This is a genomic window from Burkholderia sp. MSMB1588 (assembly GCF_001546925.1).
GTDB lineage: Bacteria > Pseudomonadota > Gammaproteobacteria > Burkholderiales > Burkholderiaceae > Burkholderia > Burkholderia humptydooensis.
Window position 1 is genome coordinate 1,834,398 of sequence record NZ_CM003770.1, and the last position, 23,303, is coordinate 1,857,700.

General features: G+C 71.4%; 18 protein-coding genes and 1 pseudogene. 4 read left to right on the forward strand and 15 right to left on the reverse strand.

Features of this window, described 5'->3' with window-relative positions:
* The first annotated feature begins 75 nt into the window (after positions 1-75).
* Positions 76-1,026, forward strand: a complete 951-nt coding sequence (locus WS92_RS07360) for a choline ABC transporter substrate-binding protein (protein ID WP_009915293.1) — start codon at positions 76-78, stop codon at positions 1,024-1,026.
* A 23-nt stretch (positions 1,027-1,049) separates the two neighbouring features.
* Positions 1,050-1,247: pseudogene (locus tag WS92_RS07365) on the forward strand (aspartyl/asparaginyl beta-hydroxylase domain-containing protein); the annotation flags it as partial.
* 71 nt (positions 1,248-1,318) lie between these two features.
* On the opposite strand, the gene WS92_RS07370 reads toward WS92_RS07365, so the two are convergent.
* From WS92_RS07370 to WS92_RS07410, 9 genes are all read right to left on the reverse strand, one after another.
* Entirely contained in the window at positions 1,319-2,293 is a 975-nt protein-coding gene (locus tag WS92_RS07370) for a hypothetical protein (RefSeq protein ID WP_059931803.1), read from the reverse strand.
* Between the two features lie 189 nt (positions 2,294-2,482).
* Positions 2,483-3,175: an aspartyl/asparaginyl beta-hydroxylase domain-containing protein gene (locus WS92_RS07375; RefSeq protein WP_015603926.1), complete on the reverse strand. Its 693-nt coding sequence runs from the start codon at positions 3,173-3,175 to the stop codon at positions 2,483-2,485.
* A 271-nt stretch (positions 3,176-3,446) separates the two neighbouring features.
* On the reverse strand, positions 3,447-4,418 hold the full coding sequence (gene denD / locus WS92_RS07380; RefSeq protein ID WP_059931805.1) for a D-erythronate dehydrogenase: 972 nt from the start codon (positions 4,416-4,418) through the stop codon (positions 3,447-3,449).
* Between the two features lie 27 nt (positions 4,419-4,445).
* Positions 4,446-5,222 carry a 2-oxo-tetronate isomerase gene (gene otnI / locus WS92_RS07385; RefSeq protein WP_015603788.1) on the reverse strand — a complete coding sequence of 259 codons (777 nt, stop codon included), beginning with the start codon at positions 5,220-5,222 and terminating at the stop codon, positions 4,446-4,448.
* A 66-nt stretch (positions 5,223-5,288) separates the two neighbouring features.
* The gene (locus tag WS92_RS07390; protein ID WP_009915291.1) at positions 5,289-6,611 is read right to left on the reverse strand and encodes an MFS transporter; all 1,323 of its coding nucleotides are present in this window, start codon (positions 6,609-6,611) and stop codon (positions 5,289-5,291) included.
* A 101-nt stretch (positions 6,612-6,712) separates the two neighbouring features.
* Positions 6,713-7,354 (reverse strand): 3-oxo-tetronate 4-phosphate decarboxylase, encoded by a 642-nt coding sequence (locus WS92_RS07395; protein WP_059931807.1) that lies wholly within the window; start codon positions 7,352-7,354, stop codon positions 6,713-6,715.
* Positions 7,351-8,646 (reverse strand): 3-oxo-tetronate kinase, encoded by a 1,296-nt coding sequence (gene otnK / locus WS92_RS07400; RefSeq protein ID WP_059931809.1) that lies wholly within the window; start codon positions 8,644-8,646, stop codon positions 7,351-7,353. Before otnK ends, WS92_RS07395 begins: the two co-directional genes overlap by 4 nt.
* Positions 8,647-8,665: 19 nt before the next feature.
* Complete coding sequence (gene ltnD / locus WS92_RS07405; RefSeq protein ID WP_015603177.1) at positions 8,666-9,556, reverse strand: L-threonate dehydrogenase; 891 nt, start codon at positions 9,554-9,556, stop codon at positions 8,666-8,668.
* Positions 9,557-9,627: 71 nt separating this feature from the next.
* On the reverse strand, positions 9,628-10,332 hold the full coding sequence (locus WS92_RS07410) for a FadR/GntR family transcriptional regulator (protein WP_009915287.1): 705 nt from the start codon (positions 10,330-10,332) through the stop codon (positions 9,628-9,630).
* A 190-nt stretch (positions 10,333-10,522) separates the two neighbouring features.
* Here WS92_RS07410 and WS92_RS07415 point away from each other — a divergent pair, with 190 nt between their 5' ends.
* Together WS92_RS07415 and WS92_RS07420 are read left to right on the forward strand one after the other, a co-directional pair.
* Complete coding sequence (locus WS92_RS07415; RefSeq protein ID WP_006028794.1) at positions 10,523-11,137, forward strand: HAD family hydrolase; 615 nt, start codon at positions 10,523-10,525, stop codon at positions 11,135-11,137.
* 59 nt (positions 11,138-11,196) lie between these two features.
* On the forward strand, positions 11,197-11,664 hold the full coding sequence (locus tag WS92_RS07420; RefSeq protein WP_059931811.1) for a cupin domain-containing protein: 468 nt from the start codon (positions 11,197-11,199) through the stop codon (positions 11,662-11,664).
* A 113-nt stretch (positions 11,665-11,777) separates the two neighbouring features.
* Here the strand turns inward: WS92_RS07420 and WS92_RS07425 are convergent, their stop codons facing one another.
* From WS92_RS07425 to WS92_RS07450, 6 genes are read right to left on the reverse strand one after another with little or no spacing between them, the layout of a single operon-like run.
* Positions 11,778-12,326 carry a hypothetical protein gene (locus WS92_RS07425; protein WP_059931813.1) on the reverse strand — a complete coding sequence of 183 codons (549 nt, stop codon included), beginning with the start codon at positions 12,324-12,326 and terminating at the stop codon, positions 11,778-11,780.
* A 21-nt stretch (positions 12,327-12,347) separates the two neighbouring features.
* Entirely contained in the window at positions 12,348-15,608 is a 3,261-nt protein-coding gene (locus tag WS92_RS07430; RefSeq protein ID WP_015603061.1) for a DUF6519 domain-containing protein, read from the reverse strand.
* Between the two features lie 13 nt (positions 15,609-15,621).
* Positions 15,622-17,664, reverse strand: a complete 2,043-nt coding sequence (locus tag WS92_RS07435; RefSeq protein ID WP_059931815.1) for a hypothetical protein — start codon at positions 17,662-17,664, stop codon at positions 15,622-15,624.
* Positions 17,661-20,399 (reverse strand): putative baseplate assembly protein, encoded by a 2,739-nt coding sequence (locus WS92_RS07440; protein ID WP_059931817.1) that lies wholly within the window; start codon positions 20,397-20,399, stop codon positions 17,661-17,663. Before WS92_RS07440 ends, WS92_RS07435 begins: the two co-directional genes overlap by 4 nt.
* Positions 20,396-22,930, reverse strand: a complete 2,535-nt coding sequence (locus tag WS92_RS07445) for a putative baseplate assembly protein (protein WP_059931819.1) — start codon at positions 22,928-22,930, stop codon at positions 20,396-20,398. The genes WS92_RS07440 and WS92_RS07445 overlap by 4 nt, the downstream gene beginning before the upstream one ends.
* Positions 22,927-23,295, reverse strand: coding sequence for a GPW/gp25 family protein (locus WS92_RS07450; RefSeq protein ID WP_006028787.1), 369 nt, complete (start codon positions 23,293-23,295; stop codon positions 22,927-22,929). The genes WS92_RS07445 and WS92_RS07450 overlap by 4 nt, the downstream gene beginning before the upstream one ends.
* Positions 23,296-23,303 lie beyond the last annotated feature (8 nt).

Below are 23,303 nucleotides of genomic sequence, written 5' to 3' on the forward strand. Positions count from 1 at the left end.
CCGCCGGGGTCGCGGCGCGCGTGAGCCACGAACCGATCCCATGTTGACGACATCTTTGTGATGAGGAGAAGCACGATGAAGCGAAATCTGATCGCGGCGGCCTGTGGGCTCGCCATCGCGGCCGCGCCGTTCGCGAGCGCCCGGGCGGGTGATCCGCCGACCTGCAAGGCGGTGCGCTTTGCGGACGTCGGCTGGACCGACATCGCCGCGACGACGGGGCTCGCGTCGACGATGCTCGCCGGGCTCGGCTACGCGCCGACGAAGACGATCGCTTCGGTGCCGATCACGTTTGCGGGGATCAAGAGCAAGCAGATCGACGTGTTTCTCGGCTACTGGTCGCCGACGATGGACCCGATGATCGCGCCGTTCACGAAGGCGGGCACGATCAAGGTGCTCGCCACGCCGAACCTGACGGGCGCGAAGTACACGCTCGCCGTGCCCGATTACGTGTATCAGGGCGGCCTGAAGTCGTTCGCCGACATCCAGAAGTACGCGGACAAGCTGAACGGCAGGATCTACGGGATCGAGCCCGGCAACGACGGCAACGCGCTCATCAAGAAGATGATCGATGGCAACCAGTTCGGCCTCGGCAAGTTCAAGCTCGTCGAATCGAGCGAGGCGGGGATGCTCGTCGAGGTGAACCGCGCGATCCGCGACAAGCAGTGGATCGTGTTCCTCGGCTGGGAGCCGCATCCGATGAACGTGCAGATGAAGATCGACTATCTGAGCGGCGGCGACGACGTGTTCGGCCCGAACTACGGCGAGGCGAAGGTGCTGACCGCGACGCCGCCCGATTACGCGGCGCGCTGCCCGAACGTCGCGAAGTTCGTGTCGAACCTGCAGTTCTCGACGTCGATCGAGAACCATGTGATGCTGCCGATCATGAACAAGGAAGATCCGAACAAGGCGGCGGCCGCGTGGCTGAAGGCGAATCCGCAGTCGCTCGACAAGTGGCTCGCCGGGGTGACGACGTTCGACGGCAAGCCGGGGCTGCCCGCCGTCAGGCACTACCTCGGGATTCAGTAACGCCGCGCGCGTTTCGCGACGAGGCGCTCGCGCATTGCCCGCGCTCGCTCGCGATCCTGTCGAAGCTGCCGCCGGTGAAGGCGGCGAGGTTCGACGAGACCTGTCTGCACTGGGCCGAGAACCGCACCGGCCGCGACCGGAGCATTCTGTTCTGCGACATCGAGCGGCCGATGAAATACCGCTGGGCGCAGGCGGTGAACGGCGCGGTCGGCGGGATGCTCGTCGCGATTCCGTGGTGGTGAGCACTCGGCCGCCGGCTTCGCGGGGCAGGCGTCGAGCGGCCGCCGCCGGATCAGAAGAAATCGAGCGCGCCGAATACCTTGTTCGCCTTCTGCTTCGCGTCGCTCGACAGATTGCTGTCCTCGACCGCCTGCTTCGCGACCGACGTGCCGACTTCCTTGACGACGCTCAGCACGGCCGACACCGGATTGAAGCGGCCCTTCGTGACGATGTCGACGACCGCCTTGCCGATGCCCTTGAACACGGCGACGATGTACTTGCCGGCCTGCTCGAAGCCCCATTGGAGATTGTCCTTGTTGGTGCCGTCGAGCCGCACGTGCGTGTCGCTCGTCTGGTCGAGCTGGTGTCCGGTTTCGCGCAGATGCTGCCAGCCGCCGCCGCTCACGACGTCCTGCAACAGGCCCGCTTCGGTGCCGTGCCGCGCGTCGCCGTCCTTCGTGAAGCCGTCGATCTTGCCGTCGCCGACGACGCCGTCCGGCCGCTCGCCGCCTTCGCGGTTCTTCGAGCTCTTCACGTACGTGAGCAGCGCCGCCGCCTTGTACGCCTGATCGGGATCGTTGGACATGTTGCCGCCGACGAACTGGTTCAGCTTGTCGCGAATCCCGCTCTGGTTGCCGAGATTCTTGAGGAGCGGATTGTCGTCGATGATCTGCTGCGCGGTGCGGTTGTCGCCGGGCGGGCGGCGCGTCGATGCGTTGGGCATCTGCGTCGCGAAGCGCGCCATCGACGCATCCGGCGACGCGACGCAGCGCGCGGGCGGCGCGTCGTCCGGTGCATCGACGAACGACAGCGGATCGCCGGCATCGTCCGGCTGTGTCGTCGCGAACTGCAGCGGCTGCTGCGGCCATTGCGGCTGCAATGGCCGCAAATCGGGCTCGCTGCCGCCGTGCGTCGCTTGGCGAAGCAGTGCGTGCAATTGTTGCCGGATGTCGGCGTCGACTGCGAAGGGCAGACGCTCGTTGTCGAACGAGGCCGAAAGGTTTGTCGCGAACGGGGTGACGACGATGTCGCTGGAGAGTTGGATCATGACAAGGCGCAGGGAAGTGGCCGGCAGCGGGCGATGCCATGATGTTACGAACGAGGCGGCGCGATGCATCCGTGCGATGCGAAGCGCGCGCGCGAAAAGCGAAGCGGGTTGCGACGAAGCGGGGCGGCGCGCGTTATCGACGCGTTCGTGCGGGTGGCCGGCGCAAGCCCGTTGCCAGCGCGAACAGCCCTAGACCGGAATCGCGCCGCCGCGCAGCCGGATCGCGACGCGCACGAGCCGGATCAGCGCGCCCGACAGCAGCGCGAGCGCGAGCGGCAGATCGCGGCGGCGGATGTCGAGCAGCAGCACGATCCGCACGTCGTCGCTCTCGTTCCAGACTTCGTGCTCGAACGTGTCGTCCCAGAGCAGGAACTGGCCGTCGTGCAGCCGGTAGTCGCGGCCGTCGATCTTCAGCACGGCGGCGGGCGTGCCGTTCGCGCGCATCGGCATCGACAGCACCAGATAGCCGCGCAGGATGCCGCGAAACGGCCCGCGATGCGGCGGGATGTGCTTGCCGGGCGCGAGGAACGAGAACGATGCGGACAGCACGTCGGGCGACGCCGCGATGATCGACGCGACCGTCGGGCAGCGCTCGATGTTTTGCGGGAAGCGCACGCCGTATGCCTGCATGATGAACATCCGCCAGTCGCGCGCGTCGTTTGCGGAGATCGCCGCCTGCTCGCGCATGATCTCGTGGAAGCGCGGAATCCGGCTCAGGTCGCGCGACACCGCGAGCGCCTCGTCGCGGATCGCGCGCCATGCGCGCGTGAAGCGCGCGGCGTCCGGGAACAGCGCGGCCGTGTCCAGCACGGCGTCGCAGCGCAGCCGTCGATCGTAGAGGGCGCGCAGCTTGCGCGCGCCGAAATCATAGAGGGCAGCCATATCCGAGCGTTCGTGGCCGACGCGTCGTGCGCGGCCGGTCGTTCGGTCGCTCGTTCGCGCGCCCGGCGGCACGCGGGCGCGAAATCGAGGACCGGATTCTTATAACGATAGTCGCAAACGCGGCAGGATGCGCGTCCGTCGGCGGCGCGTGTCGCGCGGATGCCGCAGGACGGGGCGCCGCGGGCCCGCGTGGAACCGGTTCGGCGCGCCCGTCCGCGCCGCAACGCGGGCGGGCAGCGCGGCTTACCGTCGACTGTCGTCGGGTGGCGGCTTATCGCCGGTCGTCCTCAATGTAGCCGCGGATCACGTCGGCGAAGCTCGCGTCGCCTTCAAGGCCGAGCGATTGCGCGCGCGACGTGTCCCACCGGCCAGGCCAGCTTCCGACGATCCGCGCGATCCGCTCGTCCGGCTCGCGGCGTATCCGCGCGACCGCGTCGGCGCCCGCGACTTCGCGCAGCGCGTCGATCATCTCGTCGACCGTCACGGAGATTCCCGGCAGGTTGATCACGCGCCGGTTGCCGAGCGTCGCGCCGTCGAGCTCGCAGCCGGCGACGAGCGCGTCGATCGCGCGGCGCGGCGACAGCAGCCACAGCCGCGTGTCGCCCGGCACCGGGCACACGGCTTCCTCGCCGTTCAGCGGCTCGCGGATGATGCCGCTCGCGAACGACGAAGCCGCCGCGTTCGGCCGGCCCGGCCGCACGCTGATCGTCGGCAGCCGCAGCACGCGGCCGTCGACGAAGCCGCGGCGCGCGTAGTCCGACAGCAGCCGCTCGGCGATCGCCTTCTGCGCGCCGTACGACGATTGCGGATCGAGCGCGGTGTCGTCCTGAACGACGTCGGGCAGCGCGCCGCCGTACACCGCGACGGAGCTCGTGAACACGACGCGCGGCTGGTGGCCGCGCGCGCGGCACACGTCGAGCAGCAGGCGCGACGCGTCGAGGTTGATCCGCATCCCGAGGTCGAAATCGGCTTCCGCCTGGCCGCTGACGATCGCCGCGAGATGGAAGATCGCGTGCGTGCGCGCGTCGATCGCGGCATCGAGCACGGCGTGCTCGGCGATGTCGCCGACGATCGTCGTCACGCGCGGATCGCCGAAGTCATGGGCCTTGACGACGTCGAGCAGCACGATCTCGCCGATGCGCGCCGGCGCGCCGTCCGGGCCGGCCAGCTCGCCGCGCGCGAGCAGCCGTTTCGCGAGACGCTGGCCGAGAAAGCCTGCGCCGCCAGTGATGAGAACCTTCATCGCAATGTGCCTCGTGAGAATGCGGGATTACAGATACGGCGCGAGCCAGCCGAGACCCTCGGACGTGCCGGCCTTCGGCCGGTACTCGCAGCCGATCCAGCCGTCGTAGCCGAGTGAGTCGATCAGCCCGAACAGATACGGATAGTGGATTTCGCCGATATCAGGCTCGTGCCGCTGCGGCACGCCGGCGATCTGGATGTGGCCGATGCCCGCGATGTCGCGCTCGAGCTTCGTCGCCAGATCGCCTTCGACGATCTGGCAGTGATAGCAGTCGAACTGCACCAACAGGTTCGGCGCGCCGACTTCGCGGCAGATCGCCTGCGCGTCGTCCTGGCGGGTGAGGAAGAACCCCGGCATGTCGCGCGGGTTGATCGGCTCGATGACGATCGTCACGTTCTGCGCACTCGCCGCCTGGGCCGCGTGCGCGAGGTTGCGCAGATACACGTCGCGGTGCCGCGCGCGATCCTGCGTCGGCGCGATCAGGCCCGCCATCACGTGGATCTTGTCGTTGCCGATTACGCGCGCGTAGCCGAGCGCGGTGTCGATCGCGCGCCTGAACTCGTCCTCGCGGCCCGGCAGCGACGCGATGCCGCGCTCGCCCGCCGCCCAGTCGCCGGGCGGCGCGTTGAAGAGCGCCTGCACGAGGCCGTTCGCGTCGAGGCGCGACTTCAGCTCGGCGGCGGGGAAGTCATACGGGAACAGGTACTCGACCGCCTTGAAGCCGTCGCGTGCCGCGGCGGCGAAGCGGTCGAGGAACGCGTGCTCGTTGTACATCATCGTGAGGTTGGCGGCGAAGCGTGGCATGGCGTCGGTTCCAGGTCCGGAGGTTGAGAGAGGGGCGGGGCGGCGCGCCGCCCCGCCGACAATCGATTATCGGTTGACGAGCTTCGCCGGTGTGAGCCACACGGCGATCGCACCGATCACGAGCATCGCGGCGAGCACGTACATGCCGGTCGACGTGCTGCTCGTCGCGTCCTTCAGATAGCCGATCAGGTAGGGGCTCGCGAAGCCGGCGAGGTTGCCGATCGAGTTGATGATCGCGATGCCGGCGGCCGCGCCCGTGCCCGCGAGGAATGCGGTGGGCAGCGACCAGAAGAGCGGCGCGCAGGTCAGCACGCCGCCCGCGGCGATCGACAGGAACAGGATCGACACGGCGGTGTTGTGCGAGTACGCGGCGGCCACCGAGAAGCCGACGGCGCCCATCGCCGCGGGCACGATCAGGTGCCAGCGGCGCTCGCGGCGACGGTCCGCGCTGTGGCCGAACAGGTTCATCGCAATGATCGCGAAGGCGAACGGAATCGCGCTCAGCAGGCCGATCTGCAGCGCATCGGTGATGCCCGTCGATTTGACGAGCGTCGGCATCCAGAACGTGAGCCCGTACTGGCCGGTGACGAACGTGAAATAGATCAGCGACATCCACCACATCCGCGGATCGCGCAGCACGGCGGCGAGCGAGTGCGCGTGCTTGTCGCGCTCGTGCGGCTGCGCTTCGATCTCGTCGGTCAGCAGCTTTTTCTCGCGCTCCGTGAGCCACTTCGCGCCGCGGATGTTGTTGTCGAGATAGAGGATCGTCGCGATGCCGATCGCGATTGCGGGCGCCGCCTCGATCACGAACATCCACTGCCAGCCGTGAAAGCCCGAGCCGCCGTGGAACCGCTGCATGATCCAGCCGGACAGCGGATTGCCGAAGATGCCCGACACCGGAATCGCCGACATGAACACCGCGATGATCTTCGCGCGGCGATGCGTCGGGAACCAGTACGTGAGGTACAGGATCACGCCCGGATAGAAGCCCGCTTCCGCGAGGCCGAGCAGGAAGCGCAGCACGTAGAACTGCGTCGGCGTCTTCACGAACGCGAAGACCGCGGACAGCAGCCCCCATGTGATCATGATCCGCGCGATCCAGATGCGCGCGCCGAGCCGGTGCATCAGCATGTTGCTCGGCAGCTCGAACAGGAAGTAGCCGAGAAAGAAGATCCCCGCGCCGAGGCCGAACACGGTCTCGCTGAAGGCGAGATCCTGCGACATCTGCAGCTTCGCGAAGCCGACGTTCACGCGGTCCAGGTACGCGACCACATAGCAGAGCATCAGGAACGGCACGATGCGCCAGAACACTTTCTTGTACGTGAGGTCGAGCTCGGCCTGTCCGGCCGCCTCGAGCGGCCGGGCCGCGGCTGCTTGGCTGGGAATCATTTCCGCTGTCTCCATGGTTGTCGACGCCGGCCGCCTGTGCGCGGCCGGGCGCTGTGTCGTGTGCTGGTGAATGGCCCGCGCACACGGCGGGCAGGACTGCGTTACCAGCGCGCGCCGAACGCGTCGCGCAATTCGGCCAGCGCGGGCTCGCCGAGCGGCTCGGGTTTCGGATTCGTCATCAGCCAGAGGCGCGCGGTCTCCTCGAGCTCCTCGAGCGCGTACGACGCGTGCGCGACCGACGGGCCCCAGACGACTGGGCCGAGCCGCTCGAGCAGCACGCCGCGCACGCGATCGGCGAGCGCCGCGACTTCGGCGGCCACCGCGGGGTCGCCCGGCCGGCGATAACGAATGAGCGGAATGTGGCCGACCTTCATCACGTAGTACGGCGTGATCGGCGGCAGCACGTCGGCGTCGCGCCAGACGCCCGCGAGCGTGAGCGCGACGAGGTGCGTCGAATGCGTGTGGACGACGCCGCGCGCTTGCGCGTTGTGCGCGTAGATGCCGCGATGCAGCGCGAGCGTCTTCGACGGCTTGCCGCCCGACACCGCGTTGCCCGCGCGATCGACCTTCGCGATGCCGGCCGGGTCGAGGCGGCCGAGGCACGCGTCGGTCGGCGTGATCAGCCAGCCGTCGTCGAGCCTCGCGCTGATGTTGCCCGCGCTGCCGACCGCATGGCCGCGCGCGTAAAGGCTCGCGCCGATCTCGCAGATCTCGTCGCGCAGCTTCGCTTCGGCGGGGCTCATGCGGCGCCCTCCAGCGCGCGCAGCGCCTTCTCGAAGAAGTCGGTCGCGCCGAAGTTGCCGGATTTGAGCGCGAGGCCGAGCGGTTGCGCGCCGGTCGTCACGGTGGCGGGCACGCCGGGATCGATCTGCTCGCCGATCCGCAGCGCCTTCACGTCGAGCGCCTGCACGACGGCGCCGGACGTTTCGCCGCCCGCAACGACGAACTTGCGCACGCCCATCTCGCGCAGCCCGCGCGCGATCGCGGCGAGCGTCGCCTCGACCAGGTGGCCGGCGGCTTCGGCGCCGAGCGCCTGCTGCACCTGCTTCACTTCGTCGGGCGCGGCGGTTGCGTAGATCAGCACCGGCTGCGGCAGATGCGCGCGTGCGAACGCGAGCGCCTGCTCGACGACGGGCTCGCCGCGCGCGGCCGCGAGCGGATCGATCCGGAACGCGGGGCGCTCGACGCGCCACGCGTCGACCTGCGCGTTGGTCGCCTTCGACGCGCTGCCGGCGAGCACTGCCGCAGCGCCGTCGATCTTCGGCAGCACGGCCGCGTCGCTGCGCTCGGGCAACAGCTCGCCGAGCCGGAAGTTCGACGGCAGGCCGAGCGCGACGCCCGAGCCGCCCGTGATGAGGGGCAGGTCCGCGCACGCCTCGCCAAGCACGTACAGGTCGTGATCGGTCAGCGCGTCCGCGATCGCGATCCGGACACCGTCGCGACGCAGCGTGTCGATCGTCTCGCGCACGGCGGACGTGCCGAGCGCGATCGCGTCATGGCGAATCAGCCCGACCTTCGACGCCGTCTGCCGCTGCAGCACGCGCACGAGGTTCGCGTCCTTCATCGGCGTGAGCGGATGGCGCTCCATCCCGGATTCGTTGAGCAGCGCGTCGCCGACGAACAGGTGGCCGCGATAGACGGTGCGGCCGTTCTCGGGGAACGCGGGGCACGCGATCGTGAACGCGCGCTCGCCGCCGAGCGCGTCGAGCAGCGCATCGGCGACGGGGCCGATGTTGCCCGCGTCGGTCGAATCGAACGTCGAGCAGTATTTGAAGAAGAACTGGCGGCAGCCCTGCGCGCGCAGCCAGGCGAGCGCGGCGAGCGATTGCGCGACCGCGTCGGCGGCGGGGATCGTGCGCGACTTCAGCGCGACGACGATCGCATCGGCCTCGACGGGCGCGCCGGCGGCCGGCACGCCGATCATCTGCACGGTGCGCATGCCGCTCTTGACGAGCATGTTCGCGAGATCGGTCGCGCCGGTGAAATCGTCGGCGATGCAGCCGAGCAGGGGGCGAAAGGCTTGATCGGGGCTCATGGCGGGCAACTCCGGTGAATCAGCGGCGCGCCGGCAGCGTGATGCCGGGGAAGGTCCGGATGACGGCCGAGTCGTCCTCGCCGCCGTGGCCCGCGCTCGACGCGCTCATGAACATCTGGTGCGCGGCCGCCGACAGCGGCAGCGGGAATTTGCTGCGGCGCGCGGTGTCGAGCACGAGGCCGAGATCCTTCACGAAGATGTCGACGGCCGACAGCGGCGTGTAGTCGCCGTTCAGGATGTGCGGCACGCGGTTCTCGAACATCCACGAATTGCCGGCGCTGTGCGTGATCACGTCGTACAGCGCGTCGGGATCGACGCCTTCGCGCAGGCCGAGCGCCATCGCCTCGGCGGCGGCCGCGATGTGCACGCCGGCCAGCAACTGATTGATGATCTTCACCTTCGAGCCCGCGCCGTGCGCGTCGCCGAGCCGGTAGACCTTGCCCGCGATCGCGGCGAGCACGTCGTCGCACGCCGCGTATGCGGCGGCGGGGCCCGACGTCATCATCGTCATCTCGCCCGACGCCGCGCGCGCGGCGCCGCCCGACACGGGCGCATCGAGCATCAGCAGGCCGGCCGCCGCGAGCCGCGCGCCGAGCCGGGCCGCGAACTCCGGCGCGACCGTCGCGCTCGAGATCACGACGCCGCCGCGCGGCATCGCGGCCGCGGCGCCTTGCTCGCCGAACAGCACCGCATCGGTCTGCTCCGCGTTGACGACGAGCGTGATCACGACGTCGCACTGCGCGCCGAGCCCGGCGGGCGTCGCGCAGCGCACGCCGCCTTCGGCGGCGAATGCGGCGAGCACGTTCTCGCGCACGTCGCATGCGTGCACGCGAAAGCCCGCGCGCAGCAGCGAGCGCGCGACACCCAGGCCCATCGCGCCCAGCCCGATGACTCCAACCTTTCGTGACATGGTCAAACCTTCTCGTCGATTCGTTCGGGAGGCGATCCGCGCGCGCCGTGCGGGCGCGCGCGGATCGCGGATCAGCAAATGCCGGCTTGCTCGAGACGGCGCGCCGCGTTGTACATGTGCGCGCGGGCCGCGTTGCGGGCCGCGGACGGGTCGCGCGCGCGGATCGCGTCGGCGATCGCCGCGTGCTCCTCGCGCACCTGCCGCGAGAAGTCCTCGCGGGTCGCCTCGTTGCCGCGCGTGACCTTCACGCCCGCTTCGAGGTACTGGTTCAGGAAGCTCAGCGTCTTCAGGAAATACGGATTGCCGGTGACGCTCGCGATCGTCCGGTGGAACGCGACATCCTCCGCGACGCCGTCGCGGCCTTCGGCCACCGCGCCGTCGATTTTCGCGAGCGCGGCGTCGATGTCCTCCATGTCCTCGTCGGTATGGCAGAGCGCGGCTTCGGCGGCCACTTCGGCCTCGATCGCGCGGCGCACCGCGAGCAGATGCGGCAGCGAGCTCGCCTCGACCGCCTCCGCGTAATCGATCCGCAGCGGCCGGATCGCCGCGTGCCGCGCGATGTAGACGCCGCTGCCCTGGCGCGGCTCGACGACGCCCTCGTTCTTCAGGCGCGAGATCGCCTCGCGGATCACCGTGCGGCTCACGCCGAACTCCTGCGCGAGCACCGCTTCGGTCGGCAGCTTGCCGGTGGCGGCGAAGCTGCCGATCTCGATCTGCTTCAGAAGCTGCTGGGCGACCGTGTCGCTCATCGCCCGGGTCGGGATTTTTTCGAACATGGCGGGAGTTTTGTCATGTGATGTGGTCATCATACAACTTGGATTCGAGGCGAGCATCCGGGATAACCCTTGAGGGCGGGCTTTGGCGAAACGGCTTGAGGGCAGCCAGAATAGAAGTTTTCCGCCGCCCGGAACGGGCCGCCCGCTGGCGGTCCGGCGCTTGCCGGGCGCTTCACGCGAGGCCGACTGCATGACGCCGCCGATCAAGCTGGTGCTGTTCGACATGGAGGGCGTGCTGTCGACTTACGACCGCGCCGCCCGCACCGCGCGCCTCGCCGACCTGACGGGGCGGCCGCCCGACGCGGTGCGCCACGCGATCTGGGAATCGGGCCTCGAAGCGCGCGCCGACGCGGGGCTCATCGGCGTCGACCAATACCTGAGCGAGCTGGCCGAACTGCTCGGCGCGCCGGTGAGCCGCGACGACTGGCTGATCGCGCGCAGGGCGTCGATCACGCCGAACCTGGACGTCGTCGCGCTGGCCGAGCGCGTTGCGCAGCGCAGCCGGATCGCGGTGCTGACGAACAACTGCAGGCTTGTCACCGATTACATCGATTATCTGAATCCGCCTGTTGCGCGCGTGTTCGGCGCGGACGTTTATCCGTCGGCGACGTTCGGCGCGGCGAAGCCGGATGCGCAGGCTTATCTCGGCTGCGTCGGGTGGCTCGGCGCGGCGGCGGACGAGACGCTCTTCATCGATGACGCCGATGCGAACGTCGAGGGCGCGGTGAGAGCGGGGCTGCTGGGGTGCAAGTTCGTGGGCGCGGACGCATTGGCCGACGAGTTGGCGCGGCGGCGGCTGATTTAGATGGTTTTTGGATTGTTTAAACTCAAATCATATTTATTCCCATTGGAGCGAGATCAATCATGTCGAACATCCCTCCGGAATTGCTGAAGGCGGCCGATATCGAGGCGATGGAAGAGGTGCGCTCGGTTCACGTGCTGAACGGGAATGCGGTCCGCCTGAAGAAGCCGCTCAGCGACAAGACCGGAATCACGCAGTTCGGGTTTCTGATCATCACGCTGATGCCGGGGCATGAGTCGTCCGAGTGCCATCGGCATCTTTATGAAGAGGAATGCTTGTACATCCTGTCCGGGTATGGGGAGGCGACGCTCGGGGAGCGGACTTATCCGGTCGGGCCGGGGGATTTTCTGGGGTTTGCGCGGCGCGGGCCGGCGCATGTGTTGAAGAACTCGGGGGATGTGCCGCTCGTGTTCATCGCCGCGGGGCAGCGGTTGGAGCATGATGTCTGTGAGTATCCGCGGGTCGGGAAGCGGCTTTTCGTGGCGGGGGAGATGGAAGGGTATGTGGATTTGGAGGGGGGAGCAGCGTGACCATCTCATTAAATCCGACAGGCTCAGAGGGGCACCGGAAATCCGATCGACCCGGTCTCGTAAGAGAAGTCGCCAACCCTTTTTAGCGCACCCGATCTGCTTCAAGCCCCCCGCTACCGCACGATCTTCCCCAACGCCGCAATCTCGTCGCTCGCCAGCTTCTGCATCGCTTCCACCTGCGCGAGCGCCTCCTGAAGCGTCTTCTGCCGCGCGGCCGCCGCCGCGTTCGTTTCATCGACCTGTTTCTTCAGCAGCGGATCACCGTCGAGCATCCGTTTCGCGACGTTCGTGCCGAGCGCGTCGGCGATCGCGGCCTGATCGGCCGCGAGCGTGTCGGACGCGCCGCGCACGCGCTGCGCGACGGCCCGAAACCCCGCATCGATTCCGGCCGCGAACGTCTCGAACGTGTTGCCGGAAATCGGCTGCGCATCCGCGCTCGGGCCGGCCGCGCCGCCCGCCGCGCCGGCTGCCCCCGCCGCGCCGGCCAAGCCGGGCGCATCCGGCACGAGCAGCGCGGTGCCGGGCCGAATGCTGCCGACGTCCACGTGCGGATTGAGCGCCTTCAGGCGCTCGAGCGCCGACGCGCTCGCGGTCTGCGCGCCGCCGAGCTGCGCGGCGACGGCCTTCAGGTCGGTGTCCTGCTGGATGACGATGACGCGCATGATGTCGGGCTCCCGTGGCCGTCAGCCGATGAGATTGAGCGGCCCCATCTCGGGCCGCAGCGGCGCGGCGATGTTCCGCGTCGTGATGTTGCCGATCGCGGTGACGAGCGCCTTCGGGTTCGGCACGCTGATCGACTCCTGTCCGCCGCTTACGCGGTTCGCGTTGACGATCGCCGCCGGCGCGCTCAGCCGCACCGCGCTGCCGGCGCTCGCGCGCAGCTCGCAGCGGTTCTCGCCGAACAGCACGTCGCCGCTCGCGGTCACGTCGACGGCGGGCGTGCGCCCGCGCGCGACGAACACGTTGCCGAGCACCGACGCGCTCGCGCCCGGCGCCGCCACGGCCGCGCCCGTGGCCGGGTCGACGGCCGTGCCCGCGTTCACCGCGCTCACGAACGCCTGGTCGCCCGAGAGCACCAGCGTGCGCCGCGCGTCCACGCGCAGCGCGGTGAAGCGCGCGAGGCGCGACAGCGCGTCGTTGCCGTCGAGCTGCGGCTCGTCGATGCTGAGCGCGAACCACGCGGTGTCGCTGCGCGTGTCGTTGAACTGCGCGTCGCGCTCGACGTGGTTGTGGTGCACCTCGGCCTGGCTGTACGGCGCGCGAATCGAGATGCCCGCCGCCGTGCCGCCGAAGTTCTCGAGCGGCCCGACTTCGACGATTTCGTTGCCGCCGATGCGCGGCCGCTGCACCGAGTACGTGACGATGCCGGCGATCAGCGGCGCGGCCGTCGCGTCGAGCCCGATCCTGCGCAGCGTGTTGCCGGCCACCGTCGCGGCTGCGGCGCGCGTGACGCCGATGCCGATCGTCGTCGCGGCGCCCACGGCAACCGTGGCGGCCGCGGCGCCGGCGGCGGTCGCATCGGCGCGCCCGCCGATGTCGCGCAACTGGTTGTTCTCAATCGACACCGCGGCGGCGCTGGCGGCGCCCGTCATCACGATGCCGTTGCCGCATTGCTCGACGACGTTGAGCTTGACGAGCAGGTTTCGCACCGGCGCGTCGACGGATACGCCCGCGTCCGGGAAGCCGTCGATCTGGTTGGCGAGCACGTGCGCGGCGTCGAGCCCGCTCTCGTCGGCGCCCGCCGTCAGCGCGATGCCCGCGCCCGCGAGCGCGCGGTTCGCGTCGGGCGTCGCGTGCAGCCGGTTGTCGGCGATCCACGCGCCGCCGAGCGCGCAGCGGATGCCGGGGCCGCGCGCGTCGACGTGGTTGCCGGTCATCCGCACGCTCGCGCCCGGAAGCGCGGAGCCGAGCGTGGAGAGCCCGGCGTCGCGCGTGCCGATCACGTGGTTGCCCGCGACGCAGGTGTCATACGCATGCGCGACGGCGCCGTCGAGCCGGACCGCCGCGCCGCTGCACAGGAACACGTTATCGCAGATGCGCAGCGCGGCCGCGAGCAGCATTTTCGGGGCCTGCTCGTCGGCGTCGTCGAGCGCGCGCACGCCGTCGGTCGCGAGCAGCAGGCTGTTCTCGATGCTCGCGTCGAGCACCGCGCCGCTCAGCGCGACGGCCGCGCCGTGGAAGTCGCTGTTGCCGAACACGGCCACCGCGAGCTCGCGCAGCGCGAGGCCGAACGCCGTGCGCACGCTGATCGCCGACGCGCGGCCGAGCGAGAACACCGTGAGCGCGCTGAGCGCGATCGCCGCGCTGCGCTCGATGACGAACGCGGTGCCGGGCGCGGCGATCGTCGTCGTTGGCCCCTGTCCCGCGATGCGGATCGAACGCGCGCCGCTGATCCGCACGGGCTCCTTCAGCGCGTACTGGCCCGCGTGCAGGCAGACGGTGCCGCCCGTGTCGCGCACCTTGTCGACGGCGGCCTGGATCGTCAACTGGCCGCTCGCGTGCGATTCCGGGCTCACGCACTGCGTGCAGCCGCAGCCCTGTCCGCCGCCTTGCGGCGGCCACGGATGGCGGCAGTCGGTGACGGTGCCCGCGCCGGCATCCCAGATGCCGAGCCGCGCGAAATGATGATGGACGCCGCGCGGCGTCGCGCGATCGAGGCGTTCGACCGACGCGTCGGCCGTGCGCGCGGCGAACACCCAGTAGTCGCCCGCCTTGAGGCCCGCCGCGCCGGTGGAGTCGAACGCGACGGTGACGCCGTTTTCGAGCAGCAGCGACGTGCCGGCCGCCGGCACCTTGATCGCGCCCGTCGAGCCGGCCGCGTCGAGGTCCTGCACCTGCACCGGCTTGCCGCTCGGATCGGTGCGGAACACGAGGCCTTTCTGGTCCCAGCGGCGCACGCGCAGGTTGCGTGCGGCGGGGAACGCGCTGTCCGGGAAGTTCGCGGGCAGCATCGCGGCGGGCAGCGCGGGCGCGAACGTGATCCGCTGCGACGCGTCGTCCACCGTGACGCGCCGCAATTCGCCGGCCGCTTGCGAGAACTCGCGCACGTCGTCAACGATCTCGACCCAGTCGCCGGTGTTCACGCGCAGCACGTCGTCGCGGCCGAGCGTCGCGAGCTCCAGCTCGGTGCCCGACACGACGCTCGCGACGCGGCTGCCGACGCTCGCGTTCTCGCGCGACCACTTGAACGTCGCACCCGAGCCGGGCAGGCCGGGGGCGTGGATCTCGACGCGATAGAGCTGGTTCTCGAGCCCGCGGTAGCCGCCCGTCGGCGGCAGCTCGCACGGATCGTCGCTCGGCGCGACGTCGAAGGTGTCCGTGCTCAGCACGCCCGTCGACGGCGCGATCGTCGCGGCCCAGCCGGGCACGTCGGCGTCGGCGGTGCCGCAGGTCGTGGCCGCGCCCGCGTCGTCGGCGAGCACGCGCACCTGCCACACCGTCTGCACGCGCGAGCTGCTCTCGACGCCGACCGCGGGCTCGACGAGGTCCGGCTGCTCGAGATGCGTGAGCTCGCGGTTCCATACGTCGAGATAGACGAGATGCCGGCCCGCCGCCGGCAGCGCGGGCGGGCCGGGCAGGTACGGCTGCGCGCCGTACGCGAGCGGATCGGCGAACGCCGGCTCGGCCATCAGGTCGTCGTACGCGCGCTTCGCCGGATCGGCGCTCGCCGCGCCGTGGTTCTCGGCGAGCAGCCCGTCGACGTAGAGCCGGCCCCGGCCGATCTGCAGCGCGCCGGCGAGCACGGTGATCCTGAACGCGTCCGGCGTCGTCGACGACACGCTCGCGCGGCCGAGCGTGTCGGACGCGAGCGCGCGCAGCCGGCGGTCGACGATCGCGACGAGCTCGTTCGCGTCCGCGTCGAGCAGCACGCCGCCTTGCTTCAGCTCGACGCCGGCGTAGTCGAAGAGCGGGTTCTGACGCACTCTGGAGAAGTCGGCTCCCATGGTGTTCTCCGCATCAAGTCACATAAAAGAGGCCTGCATGCAGCCCGAAACGCAGGTATTCGTCGAGCCGGAGCCGCAGATTCGTCTCGCGCTGCGGCTGGAACAGCGCATGCAGCGCGCCCATTTCGCCGCCGTCGTCCGCGCCTTCGCGGATCGCGCGATCGGTCGCGCGGCGCAACTGCATGTAGGCGGGCTCGCCGTAGCGCAGCGACGCGAAATGCGGCAGCGCGTCCGGATGCGCGTCGTCGGGCACGCAGCGGTAGCGGCGCGGCGCGATCGAGCCGCGCGGCACGTAGCTGAAGCGCACGCAGCCTTCCTGCCGGCGCTCGGCGTCGACGCGGCCCGCGAACAGGCAGTTCGACGCGAGCGACAGCAGCCGTGCGTGCAGCGTGCCGAGCACGGTGCTGTCGGTGATCCGCAGCTCGCCGCCCGGCTGGCCGGCGGCGTCGGCCGCGTACGCGGCGTGCGTCGCGGCGCCCGCGTCGACGATGCTGTCGGTGATCGTCGCCTGCGCGCCGGCCACGATCCGCAGCGCGCCGACGATGCAGCGCTCGAGCGTCACCGTCGCGAACGGATGCTCGACGACGAGGCTCGGCGCGCCCGGCGACGCGGCGCGGCCGTCGGGCGCGAGCGCGAGGCCCGGCACGAGCGTGCAGTCGCGCAGCACGAGCTCGCGCGGCTCGTCGTCGGGCGCGGCCGCGAGATGCAGCGCGCCGCCGCTGATCACGAGCCCGTCGAGCACGAGCCGCCCGCGCGCGCCGATCGCGAGCGCGATGTCGCCGCTCGCAGCCAAGAGCGGCCGCGCGCCGCTCTTCGCGGCGACGACGACCTGATGGCCCGGCGCGCCCGCGGCGAGCGCCGGATCGACCTTGAACGCGGGCGTTTGCGCGTAAGTGAGGCTGTCTTCGACGAGCAGCCTGCCGCCCGCCGAGATCGCATCGAGCCACGGCTGCAGCGCCGCGCCGCCGCTGGCCGTGCGCTGGGCCGCGAGATCGCCGCCGTCGGGCGCGCGCGCGTATTCGCCGCCGCCGATCTCGCGCGCCTGCGCGTAGCGGAACGTCGCGGCGAGCGGCCCGTCGCCCGCGCTGCCGAGCAGCACGCGGCCGCGCTCCGGATCGATGCCGATCGTGCCCGCGGCGAGCGACGCCTCGTGGTTCCAGCCGGTCACGTTGCCGCCGCTGTCGACGATGTCGCGCAGGTCGGCGATGCGGATCGCGGCGACCGGCACCGGCGTGCCGTCCGGCTTCGACAGCAGCAGGCTGCGGCCGGCGCCGTAATCGTCGAGCCGGCCCGCGCGCGCGGCGAGCGCGAGCGTGCGCACGCGCAGCGCGTCGGGCACGTCGAGCGGCCCGGCGAGACGATCGGTGTCCGCTTCCGTGCGCGCCTGACGGAACAGGCGCAGATCGGCGCCGAGCGGATTCACGCGGAACTTGCGCTTCGACGCGTCGCCCGGATGCGGCGTCAGCGGCACCGCGGTGAGCGGCAGCGGTTCCAGCCGCCACAGGAAGAGCGCGACGTTCGGAATGTTGTAGCGGCCCGCGCCGCTCTCGGGGCGGCGCATCTCGGCGAGATGCGCGACCGCGTCGAACGCGGTGTCCCGCCGCAGCATCCGGCCGGGGTCGCGCACGGGCGGCGTCGCGGGCGCGTCGAGCCGCACGTGCTTCATGTACTGCGACGTCGCGAGCCGCTCGAAGCATTCGAGCGCGTGCGCGGGCCAAGCGGTGACGTCGCGCGCGAGCGTTTCGAGCGCGAGCGCCGTGCCCTTGCGGCGGCGCATCCGGATCGTGTTCGCGACCTCGGCGCGCGGCGACGCGATGCGCGGCGCGACGCCGTGCAGCGGCCGATAGCCGACGATGTCGCCGATGTACGGCGCGACCCAGTCGGCGCAGGTCTCGATGAACTGGTCGTCGTAGAGCTGGTCGAGGTTCTCCTCCAGCGCGGCGAATTCGTGCGCGAACGCGGCGAGCAGCGCGTACAGCGGCTTGCCGCGGGTTTCGTCGCGCAGCCGGTAGACGGCGGGCAGCAGCGCATACAGGCGCTCGGCGGTGAGACTCACGGCATCACCTCCAGTTGGTCGAACGGGGCGGGGTCGAGCGTCAGCAGTTCGGCGGGCAGTGCGATGCCGTCCTGCACGCGCGCCGTCGCGGCGAGCAGCCGCGTCTGCTTCGCGGGCGCCGCGCCGCGATAGAGCCGCGTGACGTCGACCGCGACGACGCCGGGCACGCGTTGCGCGACGGCGATCAGCCCGGAGAGCTGCACCGGCTGCGCGAGCTCGCGCGCATCGAACGAGCACGCCGCGCGCAACGCCGCTTCGACGGCGGCGAGCACTTGCGGCGCGTCGTAATCCGGATCGCGCTTGATCGCGAGGCCGAGCCTGAACGTGACGAGCGCCGCGCCGAGCAGCCGCACGCTCACGTGCGGATCGCCGCTCGCCACGAGCGCCGCGAGCAGGTGGCGCCAGGCGCTGCTCGACGGCGACAGCGCCGCGCCGCCGGGGCCCGCGATCGTGATCGCGATCGTCGCGCCGTGCGGCAGCGGCAGCACGCGCGCCTGCGCCTTCGCGACGCCGCTGAACGCGCGCGCGTAATCCTCGTAGTCGACGAGCGACACCGCGCGGCCGAGCGTGCGCGTCGCGAGCGGCATGTTGCGCCGCGCGGCGTCCGCGCTCTCGGGATCGGTGCCGCCTTCGGCCGCGCGCGGATTGCCGACGCTCCTCACGCCGAGCGGGCGGCTCATCAGTTGCGTGAGCGTGTCGGCGCGGACGTTGCCCGCCGCGCCGAGGCCCTTGCGGTAGCTCGCCCGCACGTTGTTCACGCCGCTCGGCAGCCGCGCGCCGCGCAGGCCGTCGCCGAACGCGACGAACGTGCGGCCCTGCTCGTCGGTGTTCAGCGCATAGGCGCGCTCGGCCGCGCCCGCGCCGAACAGCGTCGCGCGCTCGTGCCACGCGACATCGCCGATCCGCACGGCGAGCGCGGCCGCCGCGCCGATCTCGTTGGCCGCCGCGCGATAGGTGAGCGGGGCCTGCTTCAGCTCGAACCGCTGGAACGCCTGCGACGCGTCGCCCGCGCCCAGCACCTGCGCGACCGTCTCGCCGTGCGACGCGAGCGCGACGTTGCCGTGCACGACGACGCTGTCGCGCGCGAGCGCATCGGCGAGCGGCGGCGCGATTTCCAGGATGCAGCGCGCGCCGTCGATCCGGTGCGCGGCGACGAGCGTCGCGTGCACGACGACTTTCGCGCCGTCGCGCACGCGCGTGCCGAGCACGACGAGCCGGCGGCCGGGCAGCAGGCCGTCGGCGCTCGCGGCAACCGGCACGCGCGCGCCGCCGACGTCGCCCGTCACCGGATGGTCGGCCGGATCGAGCGGCTCGGACTGCACGAACACGGCCGTGTCGCGCACGTGCCATTTGAAGCGCGCGTAGTTCGCGCCGCGCAGCGCGAGCCGCGTGACCTTGCCCGACAGCGCGAACTCGGCGCGCGACACGTCGTCGGCGGCGTCGATCGCGAACAGCTCGACGAAGCCGCGCGCCCGCGCGCCCGTGCGCGAGAAGCGCGCGCCCGTCGCGGCGGCGACGGGGTCGATCGCACCCGCGCCGGCGAGGCCGCCGCCGCCCGCGCGCAGGATGTCGCGCGCGGCGCCGGCCGTGACGCGCCACCCGCCGGAGCCGGCGGCCGCGCCCGTCGACGGCGCGGCGCGGTGGTAGTCGCCGAGCGCGAGCACCGCATAGCGGCCGGTCCTGCCCGGCACGGCCTGCGCGGCGACGGCGTCGAGATCGACGCTCCCGTCGCCCGCCGGCGACAGCACGAAGTTCGGCCAGTCGCCGCGATCCTTGCGGCCGCCCAGGTAGCCGGTGCGGAAGTCGCCGCTCATGCTGCGCCACATCGGCGCGTTGTGCCCGAACACCGCCGCGCGTTTGCGCAGCGCATACAACCGCGCGTGGGCCGGCATCTCGCCCAGGCCGTGCGTCCAGCCGATCCGCGTGCGGTCGTGGTCCGCATCGAGCGCGACGTCGTCGAGAATCCGGAAGTCCCAATGGCGGCTCGCCGGATCGCGGTCGAATTCGTCGCCGACGAACAGCACCGCGTCGCCCGGCTTCAGGTCGTTGCGCACGCCGGCCAGATACGCGATCGTGTCGCCGCGCCTCGGCCGTCTCGGCCGCGCCATCCACGGCCGCATCGCGTTCCATTCGGGGCGCGCGTCGACTGCCTCGAGCGTCTCGAACGTCTGCGGCGTCTCGTTCGGGCCGGGCACGCTCTGCACCTTCAGGCCCGCGTCGAGCGTCACGCGCGACGGCACGCCGGTCACGAAGCTGCCCGGCTCCGGCGCGAGCGTCGGCGGCGGCGCGGGCGGCGTGTCGAGCGCGAACGCGAGCCACGTCTCGGCGGCCACGCCGGGGCGCAGCCGGTAGCCGATCAGCTTGCTCATCTCCTGCAGCGATACGCGCTCGGTCGCGGTGCGCAGATACGATTCGTTCGCGATGCGCTCCTGGTAGAACGTGAGCACGTCGGCCGCGCAGGCGAACGCGTCGATCAGGCCGATCGTGAAGTCGTCGTCGTCGCGCGTGCGCAGCGCATGCAGCGCCGGCAGCGCCGCCTGCGACAGCGCCGCGTGCAGGCTGTCGCGGAACTGCGCGTGGTCGCCGATCCGGTACGCGATCGCCGACAATCCGTCGCGGTTCGCGAGCCCCTGCGGGGTGTCGGCCGCCGTGCCCGCGCAACAGCCGCAGCATTCGCTGCCGGGCGGTTGCGGGCTCGCCCGCGGCTTCGGCTCGGGTAGGGGGAGCGGGTTCATTTGCCGCCTCCGGCAGAGATCGCGAGCCGCCCGCGCTCGGGGAAGTTCGGATCGTTGGCGAGTTGCGCGATCTCCAGCGCGCCGATCGCGACGACGCCCTGGTCGAGCGTGGTCGGATCGGGGTGGATCAGGCGCTGGAAGGTGTCCGCCCGCACCGCGTCGACGCCCTCGACGGCCTGCGCGGCGGCGACGATGCGGCTCAGGTATACGTCCTGCGCGAACGTGAAGTTGTCCGGATGGAACACGCCGAGCGTGCCGTCGGCGAGCACGCCGCTCGACAGCGCGCGCTGCACCGCGTGCAGCACGTCGGCGCGGAAATAGCCGGGATTCACGCAGACGTGCAGCGCGACGTCGAGCGGCACGTAGATCGGCGCGTTCACGTCGAGGTCGTAGCCGGCCATCCGGAAGCGTTCCAGATGGCGGCGCAACTGCGTCCTGAACGCCGCGTCGACGTCGCTGCCGCCCGAGCGGTCCGCGGTGACGAACACCGTGTGCCAGCTTCCGGTCCAGCGCAGCGTCGCGGCGGCGCGCGGCACGTCGGCGCGCAGCTCGGCGGCGGCCGCGTAGTCGGCCGGCGTGACCGCGCGCTGCTGCGTGCGGAACGCCTGCGGCGCGTCGCGGCGCGCGGCCTCGATGCTCTCCGGCTCGACGCCGCCCGCCGCCGGCAGCGGATTGCGCAGCGCGGCGAACACGCCGCTCGCGTGCGTGACGACGTGCGCGATCGCTTCCGCGCCGACGTTGCCCGCCGTGCCGTTGCCGACGCGGTACGTCGCGCGCAACGACGTGCCCGGATCGGGCCGCTTGCCGTTCGTGCCGTCGCCGAAGCGCACGCGCGCGCGCGCGTCGTCCTCGATCTCGACGACGAAATCGGCCGCCGTGGCCGCGCTGTCGAGCAGGTCGCGCTGGGCGGTCCACGGCTGCGACGCGCCGTCGACGAGCGCGATGCGCGGCGTCGCGTCGCGCGGCCGCGCGGACAGCAGCGCGCTTGCCGGCCACCATGCGGCGTTTGGCGCGATCGTCACGTCGAGCATCGCGGCGAGATCGAAGCCGTGCGTGAGCGGCGCTTGCGCGAGCGCCGGGCGAAAGCGCGGCGGCACGGGCTGCGGCGCCGCGCGATCGCAGCAGCCGGCGGGCGCGGCGGGCGCGAGCGTGAGCGCGGTGTCGGCCGGCACCGCGCCGATCGCCTCGCCGGCGATCGTGCGGCCGTGATCGGCGAGCACGACGTTGCCGCGCGCGACGCTCACGTCGAGCCCCGGCCGCTCATGCACCGAGACGCACAGCGGGAACGGCAGCGCATCGGCCGCGTCCCACGCGAGTTCGGTGATGTCGAGCGGCGCGTCGACGGGCGGCTCGTCGAACAGGCGCCCGGACGGATCGGTCGTTTGCGTCGCCTGCGTGAGCCGCACGATCCAGCGGTGCGTGCGGTCCGCATCGTCGGCGGCGAACGTGGTCGGGCTCACGACTTCCTCGAACATCAGGAAATCGCCCGCCTTCAGCGGCGGATGGCCGCGCAGCGTCGCGCGCGTCGCGCCGCGCGTCATGCAGCACGCGGCGTCGCCCCAGGTGTAGAGCGGCAGCGTGTTCAGCCTGTCGTCGAGCGTCGCGTCGCGCGCGGTCTCGAACACGAGCGCGCCGGCGTCGAGCGCGTCGGCGAGCGCGCGGCTGTCGGGCGCGACTTCGGTCGCGAGCGCGGGCGCGCGCGTGAGCAATGGCGTGCCGGCCGGCAGCGGCACGCCGCGGCCGACGACGCCGACGTGCACGAACGCGCGCGCATTGCAGCCCTCGTGCAGCAGATAGTCGACGAGCCGCGCGTGGCGGCGCACCGACACGCGCCGCCGCGCCGTGGCGAGATACGCTTCGTTCGCGATCGCGTCCTGCCGGTACGACAGGTTGTCGGCCGCGTATGCGAGCAGCTCGACGAGCATCACGCCGAGATCCGCGGCCGAGCGCTCGGTCCAGCCGGGCGCGAGCAGGCTCAGCCGGTCGAGCATCAGCCGGCGCAAGCCGTCGTAGTCCTTCGCGAGATAGTCGATGTCGGGCTGCGCGCGCGGCGTGGGCGGGCACGCGCGCGGCGCCGCGCAGTCGAAATCCGACCGGCATTCGACCTTGAACGAGAACGCGATGCGTGCGAGCCGCGGATCGAAGCCGGCGGGCGGATCGCTCGCGCCCGTGTTCGCGACGATCGACAGCGTGTAGCGCGAATGGTCGCCGCTGCCGTCGGTGCGCACGACGAGCGTGCGCGGCAGGTCGTCGACGGTGTCGACGAGGCCCGCCTCGGCCTGCGGCGGCAGCGCGTTCGCCGGCGCGCACCATTCGATGCCGACGGTGCGGATGCGCTCGCCGCCGTCGATGCGCAGGTTCTGCGGCTTGAGCGTGAAGCCCGCGCGCAGCAGCCGCACGAACAGCGTGCGCTGGCGTTTCACGCCGGGCGGCGCCGCGCGGTCGAGCACCTCGACGAACTCGATCGCGTTCGCCGAGCCGCTCGTGCGCAGCACGTCCAGGCGCCGGGCGTCGCAGCAGTGGAACATCATGATGCCGCTCCCGGCGCGGTGAAGCGCGCGCTGTGCGTGCTGCGATCGAGCAGCACCGTGTAGCGGAGCTCGACGCGCAGCGCGCCGTCGTCGTTGAGCACGTCGACCGACTGCACGGCGACGAGCCCCGCGAGATACTGCTGCAGCGCGGCCTGCACGAGCATCTGCGTGGTCGCCGCGAGCGTCGTGCTGTTCGGCTCGAACACGAGCGCGAGCAGCCCGCTGCCGAAGTCCGGCCGCATCACGCGCTCGCCGGGCGCGGTGAAGAGCACCTGCTCGATCAGGTCGCGGATGTGATCGTCGCGCGCGGCGGCCGCGGTGCGGCCGAGCGCGTCGAAACGGTACGGGAAGGCGAGATCGGTCATGGGAGCCT